Here is a 25,708-nt window from a genome sequence, read left to right on the forward strand (position 1 = left end):
AGATCTGAGGGCACGGATCATTTTCCACTCTAATTTTATGAGAATTGTATTAAGCAGCACTGCCTATTTGTTTTACGATTTCAATATTTTGTTCGAATCTTTGTTTTTCAAAATAGGTTCTTGACTTACTTGAGAATTCAACACCCAAGAGAAGATTGCCTTCATCATCTTTTCTCCACCAAGCAACTCTGACAAATACGCGGAACGGAGCTTGCATTTTGAAGAAGAGATCAAATAAAAAACCTTTTTGTTTAGGCAAGGTCTCGATTAGATTGGAATCATTGATTTTGATCTTAAGTCCGGACGTGGAAATATCCAATACCGGAAATCTGGTTTCCGATTTGGTTAAGTTTGCGTCTTTGATTCTTTCCACCATTTCCTGCATCAAGGTTTGCACTCGGCTAACATAATCTTTCGTAAGTTTGTTTTCCTTACTTTGTACCCAAACGTATCCGATGGGAATTTGTTCTTCCAATTCATTTGTGTAGATGATTGGAAAAATCAGTTCTGAAGCCGTTTTTTTCTCTCTGTATTTTTTGATCGCAGCTTCCAGATGGTCGTCAATCTCTTCTTCGTAATCTATGTAATCCGGATCTACGTTGTTATATGATTTTAAATCGTTACAATCTTCCAGTAGTAAAATCTTATGAGTGCGCTTAACTACTTCGAAAGCTCTGTCCATATTCGATTTGAATACGTCTATGGAAACAAAGTCATTGGGGTTTTGATTCAGCTTTTTTGCATACTCTTCGAAATTCACACGAACAAGAGTAGGAATGTTAAACATATTTGCTTCGATGATGGTTTTGGAACTGACGATGTTTGTGATATTTACGAAACCTTCTTCGGTCACCGGATAACGGGGAGCTTGGCGGTCCTTTTTGGCGATCGCGACTTTTTCCACCTTTAAGCGGATTTGGCGGTCGTCTACTTGTGAAATAAAAGAACATTGGATTTCGATGTATCGGGCAAGTACTTTGGATAAAAAAATCGGTTCCTTCGAAGTGAAGTCCCAGGCTTCCGGAAGTTGCAGAGTGATTTCATCCGTTCCCGCAGCTGCCTTTAGAATCATTCCAGATTGATTCAAATGGCTCATCTTCACTAATATCTGTTGGTTGATTAAATATTTGAGGATGACGTGGTTTTTCTGTTCCGTATTCGTAATGTGGTCCATGGGACGAGAATTCTTTTCCATTTCTTTCCTATTTCCAAATGTCTTTTTCGACGAAAAATAATTTATTAATCTATAAAAATTATATTGTCAATTTATTTACAAGAAAAGGAAAAAGCAAGAAAAACTTAAGCGAAGGGCGTCCTCGCGGAATTTAGTAGAAAACCGAGTCCTTCCCCGAAAAGAGTCTTAGTCTCAGGTAGAATGCTATTTCATTGATACGCTCTGAAATTAACAATTGTTTGCTTATTATATAACAGATATTAGTTTGATTCCGGCTCCCGGCCAATCATCTATAGAGTGCAAATTTTTAAGCATTTTGAATAAAGATTGATCAGCTGAAAAACGGATGAGCGGATTTCGTGAGAAATTTTGTCCTGTGCACCCTGGGTTTCTAATGAAACGAATATACAGGAAAATCGAATCCGGGTAAAATTGATAAGAGATTCGCATGATAGATGAAAATTCGCAAATTTTAGAAGCATTTAGAATCTATCAACTTCCCCCCAATTCCCCCATTCCCGAATTGGAAGAGATACTCTCTTTTTTTGCGGACACGATGCAGAAAGAGTTAGCATTTATTAGTTGGGTTAGTGAGGAAGAAGTTCATTTCGCCCATAGCTTTGACATCAAAAACGGATCTCTTTCTTCTTTAATACCTCTTGTTTTAAAGGTTAAGGATAAACCCGAAGAATTGACGATAGTTACGGAAGTTTTTTCCGATTTGCCAGACATGGCAAATCCCTGTTATATCGGATATCCTATCATCACGAAACTTGGGATCCCTATCGGGGTGTTATCCGTTCTTTCCGATTCCTTGATAGAAGATGCCATCCGAACCAAAGAGACATTCCGGTTTTTTGCCCAAAGGATAATGACCGTGCTTGAACTGAGAGCGAAGGTCAAAACTCTTCTTCAGAAAGACTATCAGATATTAAATCAATATGTAGAGATGGATGATCTATACAACAATTCTCCTTGCGGGTATCTGACGGTAAACCACCAGGGATTGATTTTGAAATCAAATGTGACTTTTCTGGATTGGTTGAAATACTCCAAAAGGGAAATGGTTGGGAAACTCTTATTTCAAGATGTCTTAAGTGAAGAGAATAAAATCATTTTCGAAAAATTTCTCAGAAACCTAATTGAAGGAAACAATCTAAACGATCAGGAATTGGATATTTCAAAAAGAAATGGGGATCGGATCACTTGTCTTGTCTCAGGCAGAAAGATTTTTCTTCCTACGGAAAATCAAACCATATTCCGGCTCAGTGTGTTTGACATTACGGAAAAATCAAAAATTCAGAACGCTTTGGAGTTGGAATCGAATAAGGTAAAATCAAAAAATAAAACTCTTAGCAACCAACTTGCTATGGCTGCGAAAGTACAGAAAAAATTACTTCCTTCTTCCAATCCCAATGAATCGATTTCATTCGCCTATAAACCGTTAGACGAAGTAGGCGGGGATTTTTGCGATTTTATCAAATTTCCGAATCCGAATCAGTTCGGTATATTTATCAGTGATGTAGCGGGGCACGGAGTTCCTTCCGCTTTCATTACTGCGATTATGAAAAGTACGATCCAGCAAGCAAGTCCGGAATTGAAGGAAAATCCATCCGAATTTTTGGAGTTTGTAAACGATTCCATAATGGATTATATAGACAATCGTTTTGTGACAGCGATGTATTCTTTGTTTGATTTGGAAAATCGCACGGTCAGATATTCTTCCGCAGGCCATCCTATGCCTTTTAAGATTTATAAAAATACGATAGAGCTTTTCCCTTTGAAAAAAGGAAGTTTTCCTTTGGGAGTGCAGAGTAGTTCCGTAAGAAAATCCAAAGGCAAAGGATATGTGAGTTTTGATGCAAAGTTTGAAAAAGGTACCAGGATTTTATTTTATACGGACGGATTGACAGAAGCAAAGAGCGGAAGGCATGTAAATCAGGAAGTTTATTTTGAAGCGGTATTGCCTGAGATTCTGGAAGAGTATTCCAAATATAAATTGGATGTTTTTTTGAACTCAATCCTCTCGGAACTCGCACAGTTTATCGGGAAAAAAGATCCGGAAGATGATGTCTGTTTGGTGGCAATCGACTTATAAGAGGAAAGATACGCCAATGAAACTTAAATCCATGTTTTTCATTTTATTCGGTTTCAATATTTTTCTCTTAAGTTTATTGATTCTATGTACTTTTTTATTGTTTGATACTCAATCCGAATTGGCCAAGAGCCAGGAGATCCGGTATAAATCTTATAAAGTTGCCGATGAGCTGAGACAAAGTTCCGATGATCTCACCCGATTTGCCCGTACGTATGTCATTACCGGAAATAAGATGTATGAAGATTTTTTCTGGGAAATTTTGGCGATCCGCAACGGAGAAAAACCCAGGCCGGAAAATTACGAAAGGATTTATTGGGATCTTGTTTTGGATCCGAAGATTCGCCCCAGACCTTATTCTGAAAACAAACCGCTTCGTTCCATGATGATGGAATTGGGATTTACGGAAGAAGAATTTCAAAAATTAAAACAAGCACAGCAGAATTCGGATAGTCTTGTCTCCACCGAGAACATTGCCATGAATGCGATGAAAGGATTGTATGACGATGGAAAAGGGAATTTTACCGTAAGAAAACCGCCTAACCAGAAAATGGCGATTTCTTTGATGCATGACGGTAAGTATCATAGCGATAAAAAAGAAATTATGAAACCGATTGATCGTTTCTTTGAAAAACTGGAGAAAAGAACGGATCGTACGGTTAAGGAATATCAAAGGGAAAGTATCTTTCTGATTGTTTTGATGTTGATTCTTGTTTTATCCGTAATTTTCTCTCTTGTATTTTCTTCGTTTATCATTCGTAAAAAAGTAAGCGAGCCGATTACAGAATTGCAAACGGTTGCGATCGGAATCGGAAATCAAAATTGGGATCTGCCGGTTACATACAAGTCAAAGGATGAGATCGGTTTTTTGGCGGAAGCGTTTCGGATCTCCAAAGAAAAAATTTCCTTATTATTCAAAGACTTGAATCGAACCAATTTGGAGTTGCAAAAAACAAATCTGGAATTGAATCAAACTTTGAAAAAATTAAATGAAACTCAAGCACAGTTGGTACATTCCGAAAAACTGGCGGCATTGGGACAAGTCGTGGCGGGAGTTGCACATGAAATCAATACTCCCCTGGGTGCCATTCAGGCATCGGTTGAAAATTTGGCGGATGGAATGGAATACATTCTACAGACATTGCCCGAGCCGTCCAATTTTCAAACAGTGGAAATCAGGGATCGTTTTTTTCAGTTGGTTTCCCGACCTAAATCCTCAGTGTATCTCAGTTCGAAAGAAAAGAGGAATTTGAAAAAATCGATTATCGAAAACCTGGCGGACTTGGGAATACAAGACGTAGATTCCGTCTCTGATATGTTAGTTGATTTGGGAGGCTACGATCATCTGGAAGATTGGAAATTGCTTTTGAAAGATCAAACCGATCAAAATCTGATCACTCTCGCACATAAAATCATTCGTCAGAAACAAAATTCGGATAATATCAGACTCGCAGTCGAGAGGGCATCCAAAATCATATTTGCTTTGAAAAAATATTCTCACCAGGACCATACGGAAGAAAAATCTTTGGTTTCTATTCAGGATTCTATCGAAACGGTACTACTGATTTATCAAAACCTAACAAAGAAAGGTGTTGAGGTCGTCCGCGAGTTTCAAGATGTTCCCGAGATTTACGGTTACCCGGATGAACTGGCGCAAGTGTGGACCAATTTGATTCATAATGCTTTACAAGCCATGGATTTCAAAGGGAGTCTGAACATTCGTGTTCATCGGATCGTCAATGAAGATTCCGTTTTCATCAGCTTTACGGATACCGGACCGGGGATTCCGAAGGAGATTCAATCCAAGATCTTCGAACCTTTTTTCACAACGAAAGCGAGAGGAGAAGGAACCGGACTCGGTCTGGATATAGTAAAAAGAATCGTCGACAAACATAATGGGATTCTTCAATTTGAAAGTATCGAGGGGAACGGTACAACCTTCACGGTGATCCTTCCCGGTAAAATATGAGCAAGTCCGTTTTTTTATGCGTTGATGACGAGTCTTCCATTCTGGGAGCACTGAAAGAGCAGTTAAGATCCGCTTTCGGCTTGTCCTATATTTACGAAACTGCGGAGAGCGCGGAAGAGGCTATAGAAATCATAGACGAATATGAGCGTCCTGATGAAACCATTGTGATCATAGTAAGCGATTGGCTGATGCCGGGAATGAAGGGCGATGAGTTTTTCATTAAGATCAACAACACTTATCCTAAAATCAAAAAGATTTTGCTCACCGGCCAAGCCGATCCCGAGTCAATCGATCGGGCAAAAAACATTGGTAAGGTGCAAGTGGTATTGGCAAAACCTTGGACCCAAGACAGTTTGATTCAATCCATTCAAGGGTTGCTCGCTTCTTAGACTTTTCTCTCCCGTCTATCATCTACGTAGAGATTGATCTCGAATGAACAAGATCTAGCGTCGGATCAATTTTTTCCCAAACAAAAGAACTACACTGATCAAGTCTACCAAAGGAATCAGTAGGATCATCGGAGACAAGATTCCCAATATAACAAGTATTAGTAAGAACACACAGGTGAAACTCCCGCCCCTCATTCCCGCTTCAATCAGAGGTTCTATCTGATAAAAGACTGCGATGAGATTATAATAAGAGAGTAAAAGGAAATGGAGTCCTATGATATGAATGGGGCCGAATAGAAAGCCGGATGAATGCAAACCTGGAAATACGGTTACAGGCAATCTGAAAAATCTCAAAAACCCGTCGGACGCGGATAAGATCCAAATTCCCATAAGGATCATGTAAATGGCGAATACAAATCGATTCTTATATTCAAAGTTTGTATGTAGGAATGATTTCCAATCCGGCGGATCTATTTTTCTTTTAGAAAAGAAGATAAAAACGATATTCGCAATCTCCTCTCCGGAATGTAATAGAAGATAAACGAGAAAAAACCACTTAAAATCATCGGAAAGTTCCAATTGATTTCGACTTTGATAGAATAAAAAAGAGCAGAGAATATAAAAAAACAAAACGAACGTTCTGGGGGCCAGACTTTGTTTGATAAAAGAAAAAATCTCCCTTCCTTTCCAAAACCAAATGGAATAGATGAAATGAAATAACGCAATTGCGAATGTAAAAAGTATTTCCGATCGTGCGGAAGGGCTACCTTCTGCATAACTTTTCCCTTGCCAGATAAGAATGCTCAATCCGAGGATTAGATTCCAAATACTATAAGCAACTGCTTGGTACTTGACCACAACGGCTGTACCTTCTTAATTCGGATCGGGAAGATCGATTCCTAATTTTTTCTCAACTTCTTTGATTCTTTTGATCCATTTGTTCAGAACTACGATATTTTTAATGTTCACTCTGTACTTTTGGAAGTCGGGAAAATTCAATCCTAGATCCCAGCCGATATATACGTCTTTTGTTTTGGGAGAAGTGCGAAGGGAAGTCCCTCCTGCGATGATCGTTCCTTCAACAAGGGTTAGATGGTCGCTGATTGCGCAGGCTCCGCCGATGATCACATAATTTCCTAGTGTTACGCTTCCCGCAAGTCCCGATTGGCCTGCGATGATCACGTGGTTTCCTACATTGCAATTATGTGCGATGTGAACCATATTATCGAACTTGCATCCGTTCCCGATAGTTGTGTCCGTAATCGCTCCTCTGTCTACCGTACAGTTTGCACCTACTTCCACATCATCACCGATGATCACTCTGCCTACTTGCGGCAGTTTATTGTGTTTTCCATTGGCAAATACGAATCCGAAACCGTCGCCTCCGAAAGTGGAATTGGCAAATACGGTGAATCGGTCTCCGATTTTGGTTCCATGATAAAATGCGCAGTTCATTCCAATTCTGGCATCGTCGCCAATTGTTACATTGTGTTCGATTTTTACACCGTCTCCGATGATGCTGTTTTTTCCGATGACGGAACCTTCGCCGATAGTAACGAAATTTCCAATAGTTGTATTTTCACCTATCTTCGCAGTGGGATGGATCACGGCGTTAGTCGCTATTTTTCCATCCGGTTGTTTTTGGGGTGAAAAATGAAGTAATACTTTGCTAAGTGCAAGCTCGACTTGAGGAACAACAATAAGGACTTTGCCGGGGATAAGTTCCGCTAGCTCGGAGGAAGCAAGGATTGCAGCGGCTTCCGAAGCTTTCGCATCGTTTACGAATGCTTTGGAAGAAACAAAAGAAATGAATTTTGCATTTTTACTAGTGAGAGGTAATACTTTATCTACTTCGATGTTCTCTGGGGCTGGACAATTTTTTAATTCTGCTCCTTCCAATAATGCTAAAATTGTTTTTAAACTACTCATTTCTAATTTCCTGACCCGCGTTTATCTAATAAACACTAAAAAAAGATAGAAGGAGATTATTGCGAAACATTATTCAAATCATTTATATACGAATTATGCGTTTTTTGAAAAAAAAGAAACATGCCCTGAAACCTTGGTTTGACAGAGCATGGATGTTAGGTGGGAATATTATTTTTCCAATTTGGAAGAAATCAAATCGTCAAGGGAGAAAGATCCTGCACCTTTTAGGATTACGGGAATTGCCAATCCGAAAGTTAAGATAAAGTACTCAATTCCGTTAGGAGCAAAGAATCCACCCGGAAGGTGAACGAGTAATGCGGCAACGAGCATGGTAGCGAATATTCCCAAAGCAGCAACACGAGTGAAAAGACCTAGAATGAGTCCAAGTGCTCCGAAAGACTCCGCAATGATCGCAAGGAATGCAAATATGGAAGGAATTCCCAACTGTCCTGTCATAAATCCCATCGTTCCGTCAAAACCATATCCACCGAAAGAACCCAAAAGTTTTTGTGCTCCGTGAGGTAAAATCACGATCCCAAGGGTCACTCGGATGATAGTCAAAGTAATGTCTTTTTTTGTTGCAAGCAAACGGTAAAGTAAATTCATTTCGAACCTCTTATTCTTAAATAACTTAATGTCAAACTATTTATGCCGGGGACTTTGTCAACTTATTATGATTCTGAAGTGTCAGGTTATTTTTCGTAAGTTAGAAAAACTTCGTTTCCCTTTGTGGTAGAGGAAGTCAATTTCCAAGCGTTTTGGTCGAATTTGGGAAGTTCTATGCTTTGGTCCGCAATTCCGGGAAGTCCGTTTTTGCCGATGATATAAGGAACAAGGGTGATATAAACCCGATCCACCAAATCTCCTTCCAGAAAGGAAAAATTCAACTTGGGGCCACCTTCCAGAAGTACATTCTTGTAACCTTTTCTTTTCAAAATTCCGGTTACTTTTTTAGGATCGATGTCTTCAGAATCCAGTGCGAAAATCTCCGCGCGGTTTTCCAAATCGGTTTTGATCTCTTTTAAGTTGACTTTGGTGCAGATAACAAGAGGTATATGATCGGATTCTTCGAAGACGTGTTTGTTAATAGGGAGGGAACCTTTTCGCACCAAAATCACCGGTCTAGGGTTCAAAACGTTCGGAAATGCTCTGATTTTGACAACTGGGTTGTCGTTGATGATTGAGTTTTTACCTATAATCAGTGCATCCGATTGGGAACGATAGACATCCATTTGGTGTTTGTCATCTTTGGAAGTAAGTCCGTACCAACGTCCGTCGGGGCGCACCACTTTGCCATCCAGAGTCATCGCCATATTAATCGAAAGTTTCATTCAGGTTTCCTTGCGGTAAGAATTTGCAATTCCCTCTGAAGGATTTGGTAAACCTGCGGAGAGCAGGTGCCGCAACCTGTAGTGGCTCTTGTTTTTTCCCGTATATCTGCCATAGAATTTGCTCCATCTCGGATGGCGTCTACCAATTCTTTTTCTGTCACCATCTTACAGAGACAAACCCGTTTGGGTCGCATCAGGGAATTTAAATCGAAACTGTCCACGACAACACTAATCATTTGACAGAAATTGTAAAGGGAGGGAAACTCTTTAATTACTTCAGATAAGGAAAAATCCAAAAAGTTTATGGCAAAGGATATCAGTCCGGAAAAGAAAAAAAGTCGCAACAGAGAGATCTTTGGATGGTGTATGTTTGATTTTGCAAACTCATCCTATACAACAGTAATTATCAGTGTAGTTTATTGTGAGATTTTCACCCAATTGGTCGTACCTTCGGATCCGAATTCCGCAAACCCTTTCCAGTTTGGAAATTCCCTTTGGGCCTGGGCGCTCGCAGTTTCTTATTTGTTTGTCGTCTTGACCGGACCTATCTTCGGGGCAATTACCGACTATTCCTCCACTAAAAAAATGTTTTTGTTTATCAGTTATGCCGGTTGTGTAGTCACCACATTTTTGTTATACTATGTAGACCCCGGTTATGTATGGCTCGGGTTCGTACTAGTTGCTCTATCCAATTTCTTTTTTGCCAGCGGTGAAAATTTTGCCGCGAGTTTTCTTCCCTTCCTCGGAGAAAAAGAAGATTTGGGCAAGATCTCAGGTTATGCTTGGGGTATCGGATATTTCGGTGGGATCGGGTCGGTGGTACTTGCAACCACTCTCGGTGATTATACATTAGCAAACTATGAAAATCTAAAATTGGTCGGCCCTTATACTGCCGTCTTTTTCCTAATAGCCGCAATCCCTACTTTTCTTTTGATGAAAGAACCGAAACTTCCCAAAGGTACTCCCAGCAAGGTGAACTACCTGAAAGAAGGTGTCAATCGTGTCGTAGACACATTGAAATATGCAAGTCGATTCAAAGATTTGATGATCTATCTGGTTTCGCTTTTCTTTACTATGGCGGCACTTGCCATCGTGATCTCCTTTGCATTTATCTACGGCTCGCAGGAAATCCATATCGAAGCACAACACAAACAAGTGATGTTTATCTTCATTCAGATTTCCGCTGCGATCGGTGCTCTTGCCTTTGGAGTGATCCAGGATAGTATCGGTGCGAAAAAAACATTTAACCTAACTCTTGTTCTTTGGCTTGTGGTTTGCGGACTGATTTATTTTGTTCAGGACGTCACTGTGGTTTTGAATACTATTTTGGGCAAATCCTGGACGGTTCAGTGGGTATTTGTTTTTATTTCTTCTTTGGCAGGGATGGGACTTGGTTCCACTCAATCGGCTTCAAGGGCGATGGTAGGAATTTTTTCTCCCGAGTCCAAATCGGGTGAATTTTTCGGAATGTGGGGATTGTCGGGAAAGATCGCAGCGGCTGTGGGTTTATTTTTGTTCGGATTTATCCAAACCTTGGTGACTCTCAGAAATGCTTTCCTGGTAGTTTCGTTCTTTTATCTCCTATCGTTGATTATCAATCTGTTCGTAAATGAAAAGAGGGGAGTGGAAGCTGCCAATAACTTCCAAGAATAAAAATGAATGAGATAGAAGAGGACGATTTCGAACTGCACCAAAGCCAGAGAAGACTGGCTTTGGCAACCATTGACGAGCTGATGCAAACGAAGCTCGATCTTTTGGACGCGGATAAGAATGTTCCCACTTTTATCAATAATGCGATTTCTTATTTGAAGAGGAAGTATGTGACTGAGGAGCAAACGATATCGCAGCTCCTTATCAAGCGGGGTCAGGCGAATACCTGACCTTGTGTTTGTTTTTTTGACTTATTTCGTTTAACGAATCTTTAGTTGTAATCCAGAATTTTTGTAATCAGTTGTTTTTGATCGAGTTCCATATCGCGAAGTTTATGCGCCGTATGTTTGCTGATTTTTCGTAACATTTTTTTGTAAGTAAGCATGATGTGTTTTTGTTTTTCATAAGGAAGGGGATCTTTGTCGTCATTCAATACCATTGTGATATTGGCAGGATCTTTTTGCACGGGTTTGTTCGGCCAAATCGTGTCGGACGTCAATGCTTGAAAATACTCCAAAATGATATCCGAGTTTGTGTCGATCTTTGCTTCGCCTTTTTCATCTTTGTCCGGGCTTTGTGCTCTGGGACTAGGATTGATTAGTCTTCTCATTTCCTTTACATGGATGGTTCCGTCCGCATTCACTCTTCGGAACGCTAAAATGATCTTGTCCAAATCGGAAAAATCTTCTTTTGGATAAACAAAAGCGGTTCCGTCATAAAGATATACTTTCGGCCAATCGATGTAAGACTGTCCTTGCGGGAGTTTGATTTCCAAATAAAATTTTCCCGCATCGTCTTTTTTATAAAGCGGTTTGACTTCCGTAGGAGTGTGAGCCAGATATTGGGCCGCTGATTTATCAACTCCCAGATCCTGCAATTTTTTCATTTTGCGGAGATGCTCTCCCACTAATCCATGTAAGGTGTCAACTTCGTTGTCCGAAAATCCGGAGGATCTTTGGGCATCTATATGTTTTTGGGTCTCTCTGTCTTTCATTGTCACAGAGGCAGGTCTTTCCGCGAACAGGGAGACGGTTATCCCGGAAAATAGAACTAACGATAAAGACAAAGCGTTCAAACGATGAATCATGACATACCTCAAGTAAACTTACAGTCCTTTATAGTATCGAATTCTATCCTGTCGATACTTGAATGAAGATTTTTAGAATTTTCTTGTGGCGAAAAAAGAATGGATGGACTGTAAAAAATCGGTTTCCGCTTCTTTGGCCGCAGGGATCATCCCTGTCAGATGCACATACCCGTGGATCAGGGAAGGAAAATGTCTGTGTTGCACTTTTACTCCCGCGGACTCCAGACTTTGCACGTACGCCTCTCCTTCCTGAGAAAGCGGGTCAAACCCTGCAGTTGCGACATAAGCAGGGGGAAGCCCTTTCAAGTCCTTGGGATCGGAAAGAAGTGGGGAGTTGACGGTTAATTTTCTATCTCTTTCATCCGGTGTATAGTTTCGAATGAACCAACGAAGGGTGCTCCTCGTCAGAATGAATTTGTCCCCATAAGTATCATAAGTTTCCGATTCCCGGGAAACATCTGTTACCGGATACAATAATGCCTGGAATACAGGAAGTGGCATCTTTTCTCTTTTTGCCCGAATGCAAAGTGCAGTTGCAAGCAAACCACCCGCACTGTCTCCCGCTACCGCAATGGCGTTCGGAGAACCTCCGAAAAGGTAAGCAATGCTTCTTACATACTGGTAGGCAATCATGGCATCATCGATCGCGGCAGGATAAGGATGTTCCGGTGCCAATCGGTATCCTACGGATACTACAATGACTTTGGAATAATAAGCGATTCGTCTGCATAGTGCATCGTGGGTATCAAGGGAACCTATGGTCAGTCCTCCCCCGTGGAAGTAGATGACAATGGGAAGGTTTCCCTTCTGTGGGTGTGCATTGTAAAGACGAATCGGGATAAAGGATGCCGAAGGAGTGGGAATCAATTTGTCTTCTATATGAGAAATCCCTATGGGGGGTTCGTCGAAGATTTTGGTATTTTCCGCATAAAGTTTGCGGGCTTTGTGGGCGGGCAGGGTTTCTATCTTGGGCAGGAACCGGGCAAAATTGCAAGCAAGCTGGCATTGCGCGTTCAAAACCTGCTCATTGGAGATGATGGCTCCCCCGAATAGAGAGTGAACCCAGTTTTCCGGCATGGAAAAAGCGAACCCAGTGATGGAACGTTTAATATCTACTAACATTGACTAATCGAGATCTCATTTTTCAACTTCTTATAGATAAGAAACAATCCAAAGGTATCCATTTCGCAGTATCTTAATAAATCTCCAAGAACACGATTTTTGTCGTCATCTGTCACGTGCTTTTTTAATAATCGTAAGAATTGGTAATTTGCGTCTTGTCCTTCTTTGATTGTTAGGCTCCCATGACTCACGTCCGTGATGGCGGGAAGTATATCTTTCAGGGATGCTTTGCCTCTTTGTTTGGGATGGTAGACCCAAAATTTTTTAAAAGGCAAAGCCAAGTCAATAAATTTCGGACGGATCGTACTCCACCATTCTATAAAATTAGGATATACTTGAGTAGCTTCTTCGATCACTAATTTCTCAAAAAAGTCATTAAACGAGCAAATTGTTATGTCTTCTTGCAGTTTCTTTGACAAATGCTCTAAGATAAATAAGCGCGGGTCGGTTCCGTCCGGCTCATGGATATAAGTATGATGGGTCAATTCATCCGTTTCCGAATCCCAGATGTGCAAAGAAAATAAAAAGGGAATGTGCTGGAAAGGACGGGAGTTCGCAAAAATAGGAAGTAGGGGATTGACTGACTCGAAATCCAAAAAAGCGATCTTCGGAGTTACATTTTCAAAATAAGTCTGCATTTTGGGGAAGTCGATGTACAACTTCCCTGTTTCATGGCTTTGTTTTTGGATTTTTTGGATGGGGGTCAATTCTTCTTCCGGGATTTCCAGAAAACTTCCCAAACCTTCCAGATAGTATTTTTTTGCAAGATCGTGACCTTCTCTCAAATCGAAAATTTCCCTCCGATTCAAATCGGGAAAACACACCGTATCCAGATAACAGGTTTTAGGTGATTTGCATGTGTGGAAATCCTCCATAAATAGGGGGAAGTTCGGATTCCCTTTATAGTTTTCGAAAAGAATCCATTCTTGGTCGAATCTGGTTTTTTCCGTTTCTATACGTTCCGTAACATCGTCGATTACCAGATAACTTTCCTTATCGATCGATTCGGAAGTATGAACGTAACCGGAATTGATTCGGATGACCTTGATTTGTGAAACCGGGATCTGGAAAGACTCCAATAGTTTTTTTTGAAAGTACAATGACCTTAGAATGTCCTGTTTTTGGGAGCCGACGGAACGGAAATCCCAAAGCACCCATCCGGAAGAATCCGGTTCCGGCACCAAACATTCTATAGATGAAGAAAGAGTTTCATTCTCAAGAAAACCGTGAAAGATTGCGTTTCTTTCCCGTATCGCCGCCAAAGTTTCCGTTAGTTGATCTTCTTTGGATAAGGATTTCGGTATCGAAACTGCCTTTGGAAATAAAGATCTGCACAAATCCTGGAACTCACTCCATTCCAAATTCCCGCTGTGTTGGATATTTTGTTTTGTAATGAGCCCTTGGTTGAGGATATAAAACGAATTCACACATTTTGTAAAATTAAGAAATTGAGATTTGGTGATCGGAAAATGAATGGAATTAAACGACACTCTTGTAAGTCTCTAGGATTTGTTTCAGATGATTTTGAAAGGAAACACAAAACGGATTCTCTACAGATGTTTGCAATGCGTCGGGATATTTTGTGAAAAAAGGAAAGAGCGCGGCTTTGTTGGTGGTTTGGATCGTAAATGTGTTTTCGTCCAAGGAATAGGGATACCCGTTTAAGAATGTTTCCAAAGAATCTAAGTAATGATTTGCAACGGAGATTTGTAGTTTTTCTTCCTCATGAACATCGAAGCCGAGTGGATGAAAGTTCATATCTTTATCGGTGATTTTTTTATTTGAGATAAAATCTTCTCTCAAATCTTTTTTGACTTCGATTCTGGGAAGTATGAATCTACGTAAGTTTTTCCTGGAACGGTCGTAAGCTAATAGGTAAAAATCTTCCGAGTTCTTTCGAATCAATCTGTAGGGTTCGATGATTCTTTCCTTTCCGGCGTAACGAATCACGAGCGCGCGTTTGTCTTTGATACTTTGAATGACTTTGATCAGATCGGTTTCTTCGTTTGCATCGGATTCTTTTTTTCTTTTGTTGATCTTGATTCCTTTGGGATAGAGTTCGAGATTTTTTGAAAAAAGTTTTTGAGAAAGGGAAAGGAGAGTTTCGTTGTCCTGGTTCTCCACCTCACAGAGTTTACGCGACAAAAATTCCAATTCCTCGTCTGAAAATTTAAGAACGGATTCGAGAGATTCTTTTTCCAAATAATATGGGAAATGGTCTTCCGATTGATATCCGAAATTGGCGACTTTGATATTGAATCCCATGGACTTCAGTTGACCCAGATCTCTGTATAATTTTTTGCGATCCGAGTCTATGTCTTCATTTCGATAATAACGAGGCATGATTTTACGGAATCTTTGAAAGGAAATCCCTTTCGGTTCCCTCAGAAGATTGAAAAGAAGGGCAAATAGACGAACTTCCGTTTCGTTCATTTTCTTCACTTCTATCATTGGAAAATCATCTTCCGTGATCATCTCTGCCATATCTTCCTAGACTTGTTGTTTTTTTGATTCCGAAAAGTAGAAAATCTTAAAAACTGGAAAAGAATGCGATTTTGGACCCCAATTCTTTTACTCTTCCTTTTGGCAGATTGTGCCACCTATTGGAAAAATAGACGCAAAGACATGCAAGACGTTGTCACGGTAGGCGCGGAAACTCCCATGTACGGTGCCGCAGTCAAAATCGGACCTTTGCCCATAGGATTTCTTTTCCAAGGGGGAGAATCCGAAATGGGTAAAAGGGATTTGGGTCGCGGTTACGGACTTCGGGGAGGGGACTTTGGCGGTTATCATTCCCAACAACTCGTATTTGGTATATTAGGCGGGGAAAGTCATCACTCCGGCCTTCCTATGTTAGACGACAAAGGAAATTGGATCGTCGACAAGAAAGGGATTCCATTAACGGAAGACGAGAGAGCCAATCTCAAAAGTTATAAGATGCGTTATTATTCCTATTTCAATGATCCCGTGGGAGAAAGAAAAAAACGTAAAAAAGAAACGTTCCAAAGAGAACTCACTCTCGATATAGTGAACCAAACGGGAAACAAAGAATTGATGATGTATTTGCCCAAGGGTGAAGAAAAACCGTTCGGGTATCCTAAAGGATTTTTGTGGAATATCGAATTTGTAGGTGGGATTTACGGTGGTGCCAGAGTAGGATTTAATATCGCGGAAGCTTTGGACTTTGTTTTGGGCTTTACCACCTTTGATATGTTTGACGATGATTTGGAGGGAAAAGAGAAACCTAGTTTTCCGGGTTTCCCTCTTCCAACAAATTCAGAATCTGAAGAGGATGACTCTTCGGAAGACTAAAGTTTGAAATCTTTGGAAACGATTTTGTTTTTCGTATCAAAAACCAATTTAATGAATTTTCCGTCGGTTTCTTCCGGTTTCTCTTTCAAGGTATAATACTGTTCCGGAACATTTTTATCTTCTGCAAGCCACCATACTTGAACAGTACCGGCAGGATCAGATGACTTTTCAGTAGGTTTGCCGAGAACCGCTTCCGTTTTAACCAGACTATCACCGACTTTAATCATATCGATTTCCAATTTGCGGAGTGCAGTATGCGGGTGCACTTTGGAGCTGTCGGATGTTACTTTGTTTCCGGAGCTACATGAAACAAATGTTAGTAAGACCAGAGAAAAAGAAAAAAAGATTAGAGAACGTTTCACAGTTCACCTCGTAATGTAAATTCTATTCTAAGATTAGACAAGTGGAGTGGAATTGGCAAGTGGAATCTCGTGCCTTTCTTTCTCTGCGATCTTGATTTTTTCCAGGATTTTTTTGAAGAATGGAATCGTGAGAAGTACAAGTCCGATTTCCAAAAATCCGAAAAAGAAAGACAATGCCGGAAACGAATATTCTGCAGGCAGATTCGCTTTGAAAACACCTTCCATTTGTACGGAAACGACGGGACCTAACATAAAACCGAGAGATCCGATTCCTGTGAATGCCGACATGGTGGTTGCAGTCAAACCGGAACGAGACATCTTGCTTGCAAGCATCATGGAAGGCACGAACATTACTCCTGCACCAATCCCGCATATCAAAAGATAGGTGAAAAGAAGCCAAAAATTGTCAGTAGTCCCCGAAAGTCCGAGGAAAATCCCATATACCAGGGAACCGGCCAGCACTAGAGGCAAAACACCTGTTTTGCGAGAAACCAATGCCGAAGGATAAGACAGTAGGCTCATCGGAAACAGAACGAGTCCTAAGAATACCCCTAAAATCCCAGGGTGAAATGCCAATGTCTCTCTCAAATGAATATTGAAAGAGGAAATAATGAATCCGACTGTAAAACGGTCTATAAAGTTGAATAAAAACGGAACGTACAGGTAAGGATTGTCGATGATCGCAGTTTTCAAATGGGAAAGTTTGAATTCTTTTTGTTTATGAACACCGGTGTCTTTCAATTTGAATAAAGCAACGAGTCCTACAAAAACCAAAATCCCGGAACCTACATAAAAAGGCAGAAGTGGATTTTTCCTACCCAAAATACCTAGAGGCATTCCGAAAGCACCGCCTAAGGATAAAAACATTCCAGTAATTCCCATAAGAACCCCTTTGCCGTAGTAACGGGTGTTTTCCGGGTCGTTTTCTCTGTCTGCCGCAGAAGAGAGTAAAAGTCCTATGATAAAGATATGAGAAGCTCCTTCGAAGAAACGAACCAGAAGGAATAAATTCATATTGTGGATTTGGGTGAGAAGATAAAATAAAAAGGCGTCTACAAAACAAAATGCCGCAATAAAATACTTTCTATTGCGGAATCTATCGGAAATCATTCCTGCGATCGGTGCGAATAAAAACGAGCCGAGCATGGGAATGCTTGTAAAATAAGCTACTTCCCAATTCGAACCGAGTAACCGGTCTTTGACGATGTCCTTGACGACAGGGACGATCATCGTGACCGGCAACATGGAAAGAAAAACGAGAGTGATTAGTGTATAAGGGAAACTCAACTCATCCTGCCGGGATCAATTCTTGGAATTTTTCAGCACCGATATTGATTTTTAAATCCGCTTCCAACTCTACAAATAGATTTTTGTTTAAATCGAAAACTTGTTTCGCTTCTTCCAATAATTCCGCCTTTTGGGAATCATTCAAAGGAAGAGTGTCCATCGCTGTTCTGTAGATTCCTTTGAATGCTTGGTGGTCTTGGATTTCAGGAAATTCATAGAAAGCTGTTCCGGGAATTCCTTCCAAAGCAAAAGTTTTTGCGATTACTTTTTTGATCGCTTGTCCGCCGGAAAGGTCTCCCAGATAGCGAACGTAAGACTGTGCAACCAGTAAGGAAGGATTTTCTTTTGCTACTCTTTGGATATGATTGATGTAGTCCTGTGTTCTGGGGGAAATTTTTCCTTTGACTTTGGTTCCGAATTTAGATTGGAAAAATTGAATGTCCTCTTCCAACGCTTTCGTTCGGAAAAGTTCAGGGAAATAAACTTTGGAAAGGATGGGGTCTTTTGCATTTTCACGAAATAGATCTTCCATCACGTTGTAAACATCGCGAAGGCTTTCCAATTGGTATGTATAAGTTTGAGGATCGAGTCCGCCGCGAAAGATGGCTCTGAGGTAAGGAACTCGTTCCGTTTCCTGGTGTTTTTCCGCCGTTCCTTCTCTCAACATAAGTGCTACTGACATAAAATCTCCTAGTTGCGGCTGAAGCTCATTTGGTGAGAATCAGTCTCATAAATGACATTACCCTGACAATTGGGAGAGAGGTAAAGGATTTTTAGAGGGGGGATTCTTGTACGTCGGATTGTTTTTTGATCACTTCTCCCTGGATCGGTTTTACTTCGGGATAAACAATGTTTGCCATATAGATGATAAAGATGCTGATGATAATGCCCATTGCCGCGAGAACCACATCTTTGCCGACTTTTCTGAATGTGTCCAAGTAGGGGAGGTCTCTGTAGGTGAGAACATTCAGAATGATTTCCCTGCCAGCAAGTAATCCTAAAAATACCCAAGTGGTGGACATAGGAACATTGCTGATGGTCTGAAATATAAACAAAATCGTTCCATAAACAAAATCAACCGTCGTAGCGGCCTTCGACCATTTGATGTCAGATTTTTCCGAGACGACTTGTTGGATGGTTCCTCCGTTCGTTCGGATGATGATGAATAATGCGAATACTAACAAAGAGGAGGCGACCGAAAATTCGAGAAAGCTCAGATGGCGTGGTATGAATACGGCGATGTTAGCTGTGTCCTGAAAAAGCCAGGCTACCCAAAGGTAGATGGTGGAGAACCATTGCAAACGAGACCATTTTCGTTCCGAAACAGGATCGGGGGTATGTTCTTCGTAATATTCCTGGGGATCGACTTTGGCAAGTATTGCCCAAATCATTATGGCGGATAAGAATGCGAGACCGTATCCCAAAAAGGATTTGGTTAGCATTTTTTCTATGTTATTTCCACCAAACAGACCTAATACGAGAAACGTGGTGGAAACGGGTGCTCTGAGCCTTGTTATGACTACAAGGACTACGGGAGCGAGCAATTGAAATAAGTTGAAATGATCCGGTTCGGGAAATTGATCCAAACGGTGGAAGTGAATTTCTCCTTTGTGGAGAAACCATCCGAAAAGATGGACTAGGACAAGTAGTCCACCGAGTACGATTAATTTTCGAAACCAGTGAACGGATTTTTTACTTTCAATAAAAGTTCCGACGGTTTGAACCGCATCGTTTCCTGCAACAGAAAATGCGGCAATAGCGAAAGAACACCAACCTAGGAAATAAGTAGGAAGCCCGTAAAGATAGCCAAGACAAATCCCAGCAACAAGTACTGCTGTGATGGAAAAGAAACGAACCTGGTCTTTGAAACTGGGGTGTTGGTAATCGACTTCCTCTTTTTTACTCATGCACTCATGTAGTGTTTTGCGTATCTCTCCGTAATTTCTTTTCGGTCAAAGAGAATAAACACGTCCGTAGTACCAAAAACAGAATCCAGCGCGGGAATTCCACAGATTTTAGCACCGATCCGGATATATCCTTTCAAAAGTGGAGGGATATTTTTGGAAACGGATTTCGGATCTCCTATTTCATGGTTCACATTGAAACCCGGTAGGCAATAGTCGGGATTCGGGAACACTCTGAATTCTTCCGGAGCAAGCGCATCTTTCGCTTTCAGGAATGCATAAGATTCGGAAGCAACGTCCGCATTTGTAGAGTGAATGGAACCGCAGCCCATCAAGTAACGAACGTCATACTTGATCATAAACTCGGCAAGTCCTTGCCAAAGAAGAGAGATCACCGAACCGTCACGGTAGTCGGGATGAACGCAACTTCTACCTACTTCCGCGATTTCATCGGGAAGGTTGTAGATGGAAGTGATATCGAATTCGTTTTCGCTGTAAAATCCGATTCCTTTTTTTGCGTTTTCTCTTGTTAGGATACGGTAGGTTCCTACGATTTTATTATCATTGGTTTTATCAAATACAAGTAAGTGGTGGCAGTAAAGATCGTATTCGTCTCTGTCTTTTCTGGTTGCTGACGATTGAGGGAGTCCTTCTCCCATTTCAAGATTGAATACGTCATAACGAAGAGCGAGTGCTCTTTCGATTTCCAATTGGTTTTCGGCAAGACGGACTTCCAGAACTCGTTCCGTTTTGTGCAGTGTAGGGTTGTTCGCTTTCATAAAGGGTTTTCCTTTTTTCTTATCTGGCTTCAAAGTAACCCCTCTCTGTTACGTCTATGTGACAAACGAGTAAAAATTAGACAGAATTGATTCGGTTTTGGCAAGTATATTTCGTTCGATGTTTCACGCTCCTGTGCGCGGAACATCCTGTTCCGACGCACGAGCTCCTGCATCCCTGGCCATTCGCAGCGACCCATAGGGAGCGAGAATGTAAACTGGACGGTAAGCGAATGCGGTAGTCTAGATTTACAGACTTGCTTGCAAGTCTAATCAATCGACACATAAATCTTTAATCACCTGACATTTAAAAATGCACTTAAATCCTGAGATGCACTTTATGCCACCGCGTGGAACATCTCACTTGCTTTTAAGAGAAGAATGTTTTGATTTTTTTGTATTTGAAGATGGTGAAGATTAGGGCGCCTCGGATATATTAGACGATCCGGATGTATCGAAGCCCCGATCACGCTCTCCGCTTCAATCTTTGCTACGCAAAGGATTTTCGCTGCGATCGTTGGCGCAGGTAAAATTTTTGTTTAAGGAGAGTTACTTCTTATAAGATGAGATTTTGGTATCCCCGCCCTGATTAGGGAGGGGTAGTCCACCCGCCACCCAATGAGTTCCAACTAACATATCTAAGCCGAATTAGCAATTCCTCTTTGCATTTTTCCGAAAAATTCTCAGAAAAAGTTCGCCTTTTTGCATGAGCCTCGCAAAAGCTATGCGATTGAACAAAGAAAGAAGATCGAGGCGCACAGGAGTTTCGAACACTTCCTCGCTTCTATTAGCGCGAGGAAGGGACTAATATCCACAACCCTATCAGTGTGCCTCGTCCCAGTTTTTGCCAAACTTACCTTCGACCGTCACGGGCACTTTCAAAGGTAGGGCCTTTTCCATTTCTTTTTTGGCAAAAGCGAAAAACTCTTCTTTTTCCTTTTTATCCACTTCAAATACAAGTTCGTCATGCACCTGTAAGATGATACGTGATTTCAAAGACTTTTTTTGGATATGATCATGTATTTTCAACATGGCAAGTTTGATCATATCGGCGGAAGTTCCTTGGATCGGTGAGTTGATCGCGACCCGTTTTGCGGCTTCGGATGCCATTTTATGTGTGGAATTGATATCGGGAAGATAACGACGACGGCCGAGTAACGTCTCCACATAACCGTTCTTTTTACAGAACTCTACGGTTGATTCCATATATTCTTTTACCCCTGTGTATTGGGCAAAATACCGTTCTATAAATTCTTTTGCTTCTTTGCGTGCAATTCGAAGGTTATTGGAAAGACCGAAGGAAGTAACTCCGTAGATTACGGAAAAGTTCACGACTTTCGCCTTATTCCGCATTTCAGGCGTTACATCTTTTTCCTTGACTCCGAAAAGACCTGCAGCGGTTCTTCTGTGAATGTCCGCACCGGATTGATAGGCATCGATCATTTGAGGGTCATTGGAAAAATGAGCCATAATCCTGAGCTCAATCTGGCTATAGTCGAGAGAAAGAATTTCCAATCCTTTGCCGGGGAAAAAACCTTTTCGAAGAAGGCGACCTTCTTCGTCTTTGATCGGGATGTTCTGCAAATTGGGGTTAGTCGATGATAATCTTCCTGTTGCGGCAATCGTTTGGTTATAGCTGGTGTGGATGCGTCCCGTCTTCGGATTGATCAAGGTAGGCAAACTATCCGAATATGTACTTTTCAGTTTGGAAAATTTTCTGATAGCAAGTAAATCATCTATGATGGGATGACTTCCTTGCAAAGACTCCAAGACCGAATGATCCGTTGAGAATCCTGTCTGTGTTTTTTTCTCCGCAGGCAAACGCAAGTCCTCAAATAGAACAACTTGCAGTTCTTTGGTGGAATTGATATTGAACTGTCTTCCTGCATAAAAATGAATATTCTTTTCATGTTCCAGGATCTTTTTCTCAAATACGGTGGATAGGCCTTCGAAATATTCTTTCTCAACGCTGACACCCGTGAATTCCATCTCTCCCAAAACATCAATCAAAGGCATCTCCACATCTTTGAAGATTTTTTCGGATGTACCTTCCAGTTTCTTTTCCAGAACATGATAAAGTCGCAGAGTGATATCCGCATCTTCGCAGGCGTATTCGGAAACACGATCAGGATCTATATCAAATAAATTTTGTTTCTTTTTTCCTGTACCAACTAATTCATCATAGGTGATTGTTTTGTAATTAAGATAATCCGTTGCCATATCATCCATATTATGACGTCTTTCTCCCGGTGTGAGAATGTAGGAAGCGAGCATGGTATCAAACTCGATTCCTTTGACTCGGATTCCGTAATTTCTGAAAACCAAAACATCATATTTTATGTTCTGTCCGATTTTGGGAAGTTTCGGATTTTCTAAAATCGGTTTAAACAAGGCCAAAGCTTCCGTGGGATTGGGGAGCAAATGAGAGTAGATGGATTCGGAATGTGCTAAAGCGATGTAGTATCCTTCTCCTTCTTTTTGGGTAAAGGACACTCCTAAAATTTCCGCGAGCATCGGGTCTTGCGACGTTGTTTCCGTATCTACTGAAATCGGTTTTTTGGGATCGATCTTACTCAGGATTTTTTTCAATTCATCGATAGTTTTGATTCTGATATACTTTAGATTTTTAGGTGCAGCCGGTGCCGCTTCCTCCTGAGCTTCCTCTCCCTTCTTTTTGCTTTTTTTGGCGGCAGGAGCGGATGGCGCATCTTCCAGTTTAATCCCTGCTAGTTTGGCAAGGTCGCGGTGAAGTACATTATAACCTTCATCTTTGAAAAACTGAACTTTTGCAGGATCAAAATAATTCGGTACTTTTAGATCCGATTTTTTGATCTCTAATTTGAGATTCGTAATGATAGTAGCAAGCTTTCTGGACAAAAACGCATTCTCTTTGTTAGCTGTTAGTTTTTCTACAAGATTTTTGTTTTTGATGTTACCCAGATTTTTATAAATCTCTTCCAGGTTTCCGTATTCCTGTATCAGGGTTTTCGCCCCTTTGTCTCCGATCCCTTTGATTCCAGGGATATTATCCGAAGCGTCTCCCAAGATTCCCATATAGTCGGTGACTTGTTCTCTTGTGATTCCTATATTTTCTTTCACCCACTTGGGATCGATCCTTTCAAACTCGGAAACTCCCTTTTTACCACGTAACATGTGAATGTTTTCACCTAATATCTGATAAAGATCTTTGTCACTGGAGAGAATTACTATTTCATCAAAATCTTTTGCAAACTTTTTACAGAGGGAACCTATGATATCATCCGCTTCGATTCCGTCCATTTTGTACATGGGGAATTCCAAGGTTTCTATCATTTTGTATATTTCTTTGATCTGAGGTCTTAGATCCTCAGGCATCGGCTTTCGCTGTGCCTTATATGCTTCGTACATATCGTTTCTATGAAGTCGTGTGCCCGGATCGAATGTAAAAGCGATATGGGATACTTTTTCATCTTGGAGAAGTTTGAATAACATCCTCCAGAAACCGAATACGGCGCCGCTAGGGAGCCCCGTTTTGGAATTGGTTAGGTTCGATGCGGCAAAAGCGAAATAGGCTCGGAATGCTAAGGCATGTCCGTCAATGATGAGTAGACGATTCATAATTATCCTTCCCGAACAGAGAATCACCTAGTAAGGAATAGTAAATGAGTTTTGTTTTTTCGGAGGTCTCTGTACAGGAAAATCGTTTCACAGCCAGCTTATTGAAAGTTCCGAAACTGTTTCGTAGAGCTTCGGATTCTACGAGGGAATCAAATGATTTTGCAAGAGAAGTGCTGTCACCCACCGGAGAGAGAAATGCCCCTTGTCCGTCCGTTAACATTTCTCCGATTCCGCCGCCTGTAGTTGCTACGACCGGGAGGGCAGATGCCATCGCGTCCAATACCGATGTACCGAGACCTTCTTCTTTGGAAGTCAACGTAAATATATCAAATAACGAAAGTAATGCGAGGATATCGGTTCTGTATCCGGTAAATATAATTTTGTCTTCCAGGCCCAGCTCTTTTGTTAGGGTTTTCAGCTTTCTCTCGAGTCTGCCTTCGCCTACGATCAGAACTTTGAAAGGAACTTGGGTTTTCATTTTCTCAATCGCTCGAATCAATGTCTCCTGATCTTTATGATCGACGAGTGCGGCGATATTTCCTATGATGATCGTTTTTTTAGGAATCGAAAATTCTTCCCGGATGCCTTCCCCTGAAGGCAATTTGGAGAATCGTTTTAGATCGATCCCCGAATAGACGGTGATGAGTTTTTCCGGGCTGATCCCCGCTTCCAACATTACTTTTTTAATTGCTTGTGATACTGGCAGATAATAGTCGTTAGCTGAATGTCCGTATTTCCAACGGGAAAAAATGCTTGTGCCCGGTTTGAAATCCACCCGTCTCGAGACTATCAAAGGAATATTCAAAGTATTCCTTTTTGCAAACACCGCCAAACCATGCGCATGCGCCGTATGAGTGTGGATCAATTTGACTTTCTTTTCCAAACAAATGTTTCGAATCGCTTTTACCGCTTTTCTATCCCATTCTCCTTTCATTTCCAAAGGATAACACGAAAATCCCGCTTCCGTACATCTTTCAAAGAGGGGAGAGTTCGGCTGGCAAACAATCAATTGTTCGATTTTGTTTTGATTCAGCCCTTGGGCAAGATAGTATAATTGTTGTTCTCCTCCGCGCCATTCGCGGGAGGTATTAATATGTAAAATCAAATTATAGATGTTTGGCGCTATCGTATTCGAGTGTAAGAATGGATCCCATCACTTTAAAACCCTGCGGAACTTCTTCCACTTCGCCTTCTCCGTGAAACATTACCTTAACGGAGTCCATCATGGCATTGATAATTTTCAAGCCTTTTCCCATATTCTTATGTTTTTGATTTTGACCGTTGTAAGGAAGGAGAGCGGGTTTTTTGGTTTGGTGATTGATTACATTTCCGATGAAGGTGGCGAGGCAAGGATTTGAGGAGAAGGCTTTTTCCGCTTCTTCTTCCTCTTCCTCCGCTTTGAGACCGGATCCGTAATCCAGAACATAAAGGGTGAATTTGGAACCGTTGATCCTCCAACGACAGATGATGGTTTCATCACTGCAATTACAAACATTTGCTGCTACGGAGTTGGTAAGCGCCTCATCCGCAGCAAGTTCGATCTGCATGATGTTTTCGAGGGAGAAATGGTTTTCCGTTAAAGATTTGCGAAGTTCCCTTCTGAAGGACTTCACCGAAGCCATATCAGGTGGCAAAAACATAGCATAGGACCCTGGAGAAGGGCTCATTACAAAATGTTCTTTTTCTTGGATTTCGCTCACGTTAATTCTTTACGACTGCCTTTT

24 protein-coding genes are annotated in these 25,708 nt (G+C 41.1%); 6 read left to right on the plus strand and 18 right to left on the minus strand.

What is annotated here, in order from left to right:
- Positions 1 to 49: 49 nt before the first annotated feature.
- Positions 50 to 1,195 (minus strand): DUF1577 domain-containing protein, encoded by a 1,146-nt coding sequence (locus DI077_RS03225; RefSeq protein ID WP_109020848.1) that lies wholly within the window; start codon positions 1,193 to 1,195, stop codon positions 50 to 52.
- Positions 1,196 to 1,622: 427 nt separating this feature from the next.
- Between DI077_RS03225 and DI077_RS03230 the strand changes: the two genes are divergently transcribed.
- From DI077_RS03230 to DI077_RS03240, 3 genes are read left to right on the plus strand one after another with little or no spacing between them, the layout of a single operon-like run.
- Entirely contained in the window at positions 1,623 to 3,272 is a 1,650-nt protein-coding gene (locus tag DI077_RS03230) for a SpoIIE family protein phosphatase (RefSeq protein WP_109020847.1), read from the plus strand.
- 16 nt (positions 3,273 to 3,288) lie between these two features.
- On the plus strand, positions 3,289 to 5,238 hold the full coding sequence (locus DI077_RS03235; RefSeq protein WP_167837166.1) for an ATP-binding protein: 1,950 nt from the start codon (positions 3,289 to 3,291) through the stop codon (positions 5,236 to 5,238).
- A complete protein-coding gene (locus DI077_RS03240) occupies positions 5,235 to 5,627 on the plus strand; it encodes a response regulator (protein ID WP_109020845.1) in 393 nt (130 codons plus the stop codon). The genes DI077_RS03235 and DI077_RS03240 overlap by 4 nt, the downstream gene beginning before the upstream one ends.
- Before the next feature lie 54 nt (positions 5,628 to 5,681).
- Here the strand turns inward: DI077_RS03240 and DI077_RS03245 are convergent, their stop codons facing one another.
- The 5 genes from DI077_RS03245 to DI077_RS03265 all read right to left on the minus strand — a co-directional run bounded on the left by DI077_RS03245 (position 5,682) and on the right by DI077_RS03265 (position 9,123).
- Positions 5,682 to 6,485, minus strand: a complete 804-nt coding sequence (locus tag DI077_RS03245; RefSeq protein ID WP_109020844.1) for an LTA synthase family protein — start codon at positions 6,483 to 6,485, stop codon at positions 5,682 to 5,684.
- A 15-nt stretch (positions 6,486 to 6,500) separates the two neighbouring features.
- Positions 6,501 to 7,556: a UDP-3-O-(3-hydroxymyristoyl)glucosamine N-acyltransferase gene (gene lpxD / locus DI077_RS03250; RefSeq protein ID WP_109020843.1), complete on the minus strand. Its 1,056-nt coding sequence runs from the start codon at positions 7,554 to 7,556 to the stop codon at positions 6,501 to 6,503.
- Between the two features lie 168 nt (positions 7,557 to 7,724).
- Complete coding sequence (locus tag DI077_RS03255) at positions 7,725 to 8,162, minus strand: DoxX family protein (RefSeq protein WP_109020842.1); 438 nt, start codon at positions 8,160 to 8,162, stop codon at positions 7,725 to 7,727.
- Positions 8,163 to 8,248: 86 nt separating this feature from the next.
- Positions 8,249 to 8,887, minus strand: coding sequence for a RibD family protein (locus tag DI077_RS03260; RefSeq protein ID WP_109020841.1), 639 nt, complete (start codon positions 8,885 to 8,887; stop codon positions 8,249 to 8,251).
- Positions 8,884 to 9,123 carry a (2Fe-2S)-binding protein gene (locus DI077_RS03265; RefSeq protein WP_242935333.1) on the minus strand — a complete coding sequence of 80 codons (240 nt, stop codon included), beginning with the start codon at positions 9,121 to 9,123 and terminating at the stop codon, positions 8,884 to 8,886. The genes DI077_RS03260 and DI077_RS03265 overlap by 4 nt, the downstream gene beginning before the upstream one ends.
- 67 nt (positions 9,124 to 9,190) lie before the next feature.
- Between DI077_RS03265 and DI077_RS03270 the strand changes: the two genes are divergently transcribed.
- The gene (locus tag DI077_RS03270) at positions 9,191 to 10,540 is read left to right on the plus strand and encodes an MFS transporter (RefSeq protein WP_109020839.1); all 1,350 of its coding nucleotides are present in this window, start codon (positions 9,191 to 9,193) and stop codon (positions 10,538 to 10,540) included.
- Between the two features lie 2 nt (positions 10,541 to 10,542).
- Positions 10,543 to 10,767, plus strand: coding sequence for a hypothetical protein (locus DI077_RS03275; RefSeq protein WP_109020838.1), 225 nt, complete (start codon positions 10,543 to 10,545; stop codon positions 10,765 to 10,767).
- Between the two features lie 41 nt (positions 10,768 to 10,808).
- On the opposite strand, the gene DI077_RS03280 is transcribed toward DI077_RS03275, so the two are convergent.
- The 4 genes from DI077_RS03280 to DI077_RS03295 all read right to left on the minus strand — a co-directional run bounded on the left by DI077_RS03280 (position 10,809) and on the right by DI077_RS03295 (position 15,230).
- On the minus strand, positions 10,809 to 11,624 hold the full coding sequence (locus DI077_RS03280) for an LIC13212 family protein (RefSeq protein ID WP_167837165.1): 816 nt from the start codon (positions 11,622 to 11,624) through the stop codon (positions 10,809 to 10,811).
- Between the two features lie 72 nt (positions 11,625 to 11,696).
- Positions 11,697 to 12,746 (minus strand): alpha/beta hydrolase, encoded by a 1,050-nt coding sequence (locus DI077_RS03285; RefSeq protein ID WP_109020835.1) that lies wholly within the window; start codon positions 12,744 to 12,746, stop codon positions 11,697 to 11,699.
- The gene (locus DI077_RS03290; RefSeq protein WP_109020834.1) at positions 12,740 to 14,236 is read right to left on the minus strand and encodes a DUF2779 domain-containing protein; all 1,497 of its coding nucleotides are present in this window, start codon (positions 14,234 to 14,236) and stop codon (positions 12,740 to 12,742) included. The genes DI077_RS03285 and DI077_RS03290 overlap by 7 nt, the downstream gene beginning before the upstream one ends.
- Positions 14,226 to 15,230 carry a helix-turn-helix transcriptional regulator gene (locus DI077_RS03295; RefSeq protein WP_242935334.1) on the minus strand — a complete coding sequence of 335 codons (1,005 nt, stop codon included), beginning with the start codon at positions 15,228 to 15,230 and terminating at the stop codon, positions 14,226 to 14,228. Before DI077_RS03295 ends, DI077_RS03290 begins: the two co-directional genes overlap by 11 nt.
- A gap of 63 nt (positions 15,231 to 15,293) precedes the next feature.
- Here DI077_RS03295 and DI077_RS03300 point away from each other — a divergent pair, with 63 nt between their 5' ends.
- Positions 15,294 to 16,058: an LIC13411 family adhesin gene (locus DI077_RS03300; protein WP_109020833.1), complete on the plus strand. Its 765-nt coding sequence runs from the start codon at positions 15,294 to 15,296 to the stop codon at positions 16,056 to 16,058.
- Here DI077_RS03300 and DI077_RS03305 read toward each other — a convergent pair.
- From DI077_RS03305 to DI077_RS03340, 8 genes are all read right to left on the minus strand, one after another.
- Positions 16,055 to 16,420, minus strand: coding sequence for an LIC13410 family lipoprotein (locus DI077_RS03305; RefSeq protein ID WP_109020832.1), 366 nt, complete (start codon positions 16,418 to 16,420; stop codon positions 16,055 to 16,057). The genes DI077_RS03300 and DI077_RS03305 overlap by 4 nt on opposite strands.
- A gap of 33 nt (positions 16,421 to 16,453) precedes the next feature.
- Complete coding sequence (locus DI077_RS03310; RefSeq protein ID WP_109020831.1) at positions 16,454 to 17,707, minus strand: MFS transporter; 1,254 nt, start codon at positions 17,705 to 17,707, stop codon at positions 16,454 to 16,456.
- 1 nt (position 17,708) lies between these two features.
- Positions 17,709 to 18,389, minus strand: a complete 681-nt coding sequence (locus tag DI077_RS03315) for a biliverdin-producing heme oxygenase (protein WP_109020830.1) — start codon at positions 18,387 to 18,389, stop codon at positions 17,709 to 17,711.
- Between the two features lie 91 nt (positions 18,390 to 18,480).
- Positions 18,481 to 19,614, minus strand: a complete 1,134-nt coding sequence (locus DI077_RS03320; protein ID WP_109020829.1) for a hypothetical protein — start codon at positions 19,612 to 19,614, stop codon at positions 18,481 to 18,483.
- The gene (locus tag DI077_RS03325; protein WP_109020828.1) at positions 19,611 to 20,390 is read right to left on the minus strand and encodes a GNAT family N-acetyltransferase; all 780 of its coding nucleotides are present in this window, start codon (positions 20,388 to 20,390) and stop codon (positions 19,611 to 19,613) included. Before DI077_RS03325 ends, DI077_RS03320 begins: the two co-directional genes overlap by 4 nt.
- Positions 20,391 to 21,209: 819 nt before the next feature.
- The gene (polA, locus tag DI077_RS03330; RefSeq protein ID WP_167837164.1) at positions 21,210 to 23,984 is read right to left on the minus strand and encodes a DNA polymerase I; all 2,775 of its coding nucleotides are present in this window, start codon (positions 23,982 to 23,984) and stop codon (positions 21,210 to 21,212) included.
- Positions 23,962 to 25,089 carry a glycosyltransferase gene (locus DI077_RS03335; RefSeq protein ID WP_109020827.1) on the minus strand — a complete coding sequence of 376 codons (1,128 nt, stop codon included), beginning with the start codon at positions 25,087 to 25,089 and terminating at the stop codon, positions 23,962 to 23,964. Before DI077_RS03335 ends, polA begins: the two co-directional genes overlap by 23 nt.
- 1 nt (position 25,090) lies before the next feature.
- Complete coding sequence (locus tag DI077_RS03340) at positions 25,091 to 25,624, minus strand: ATP-binding protein (protein ID WP_109020880.1); 534 nt, start codon at positions 25,622 to 25,624, stop codon at positions 25,091 to 25,093.
- Positions 25,625 to 25,708: the final 84 nt, after the last annotated feature.

Origin of the sequence: Leptospira kobayashii (assembly GCF_003114835.2) — a bacterium.
Classification (GTDB): Bacteria; Spirochaetota; Leptospiria; order Leptospirales; family Leptospiraceae; genus Leptospira_A; species Leptospira_A kobayashii.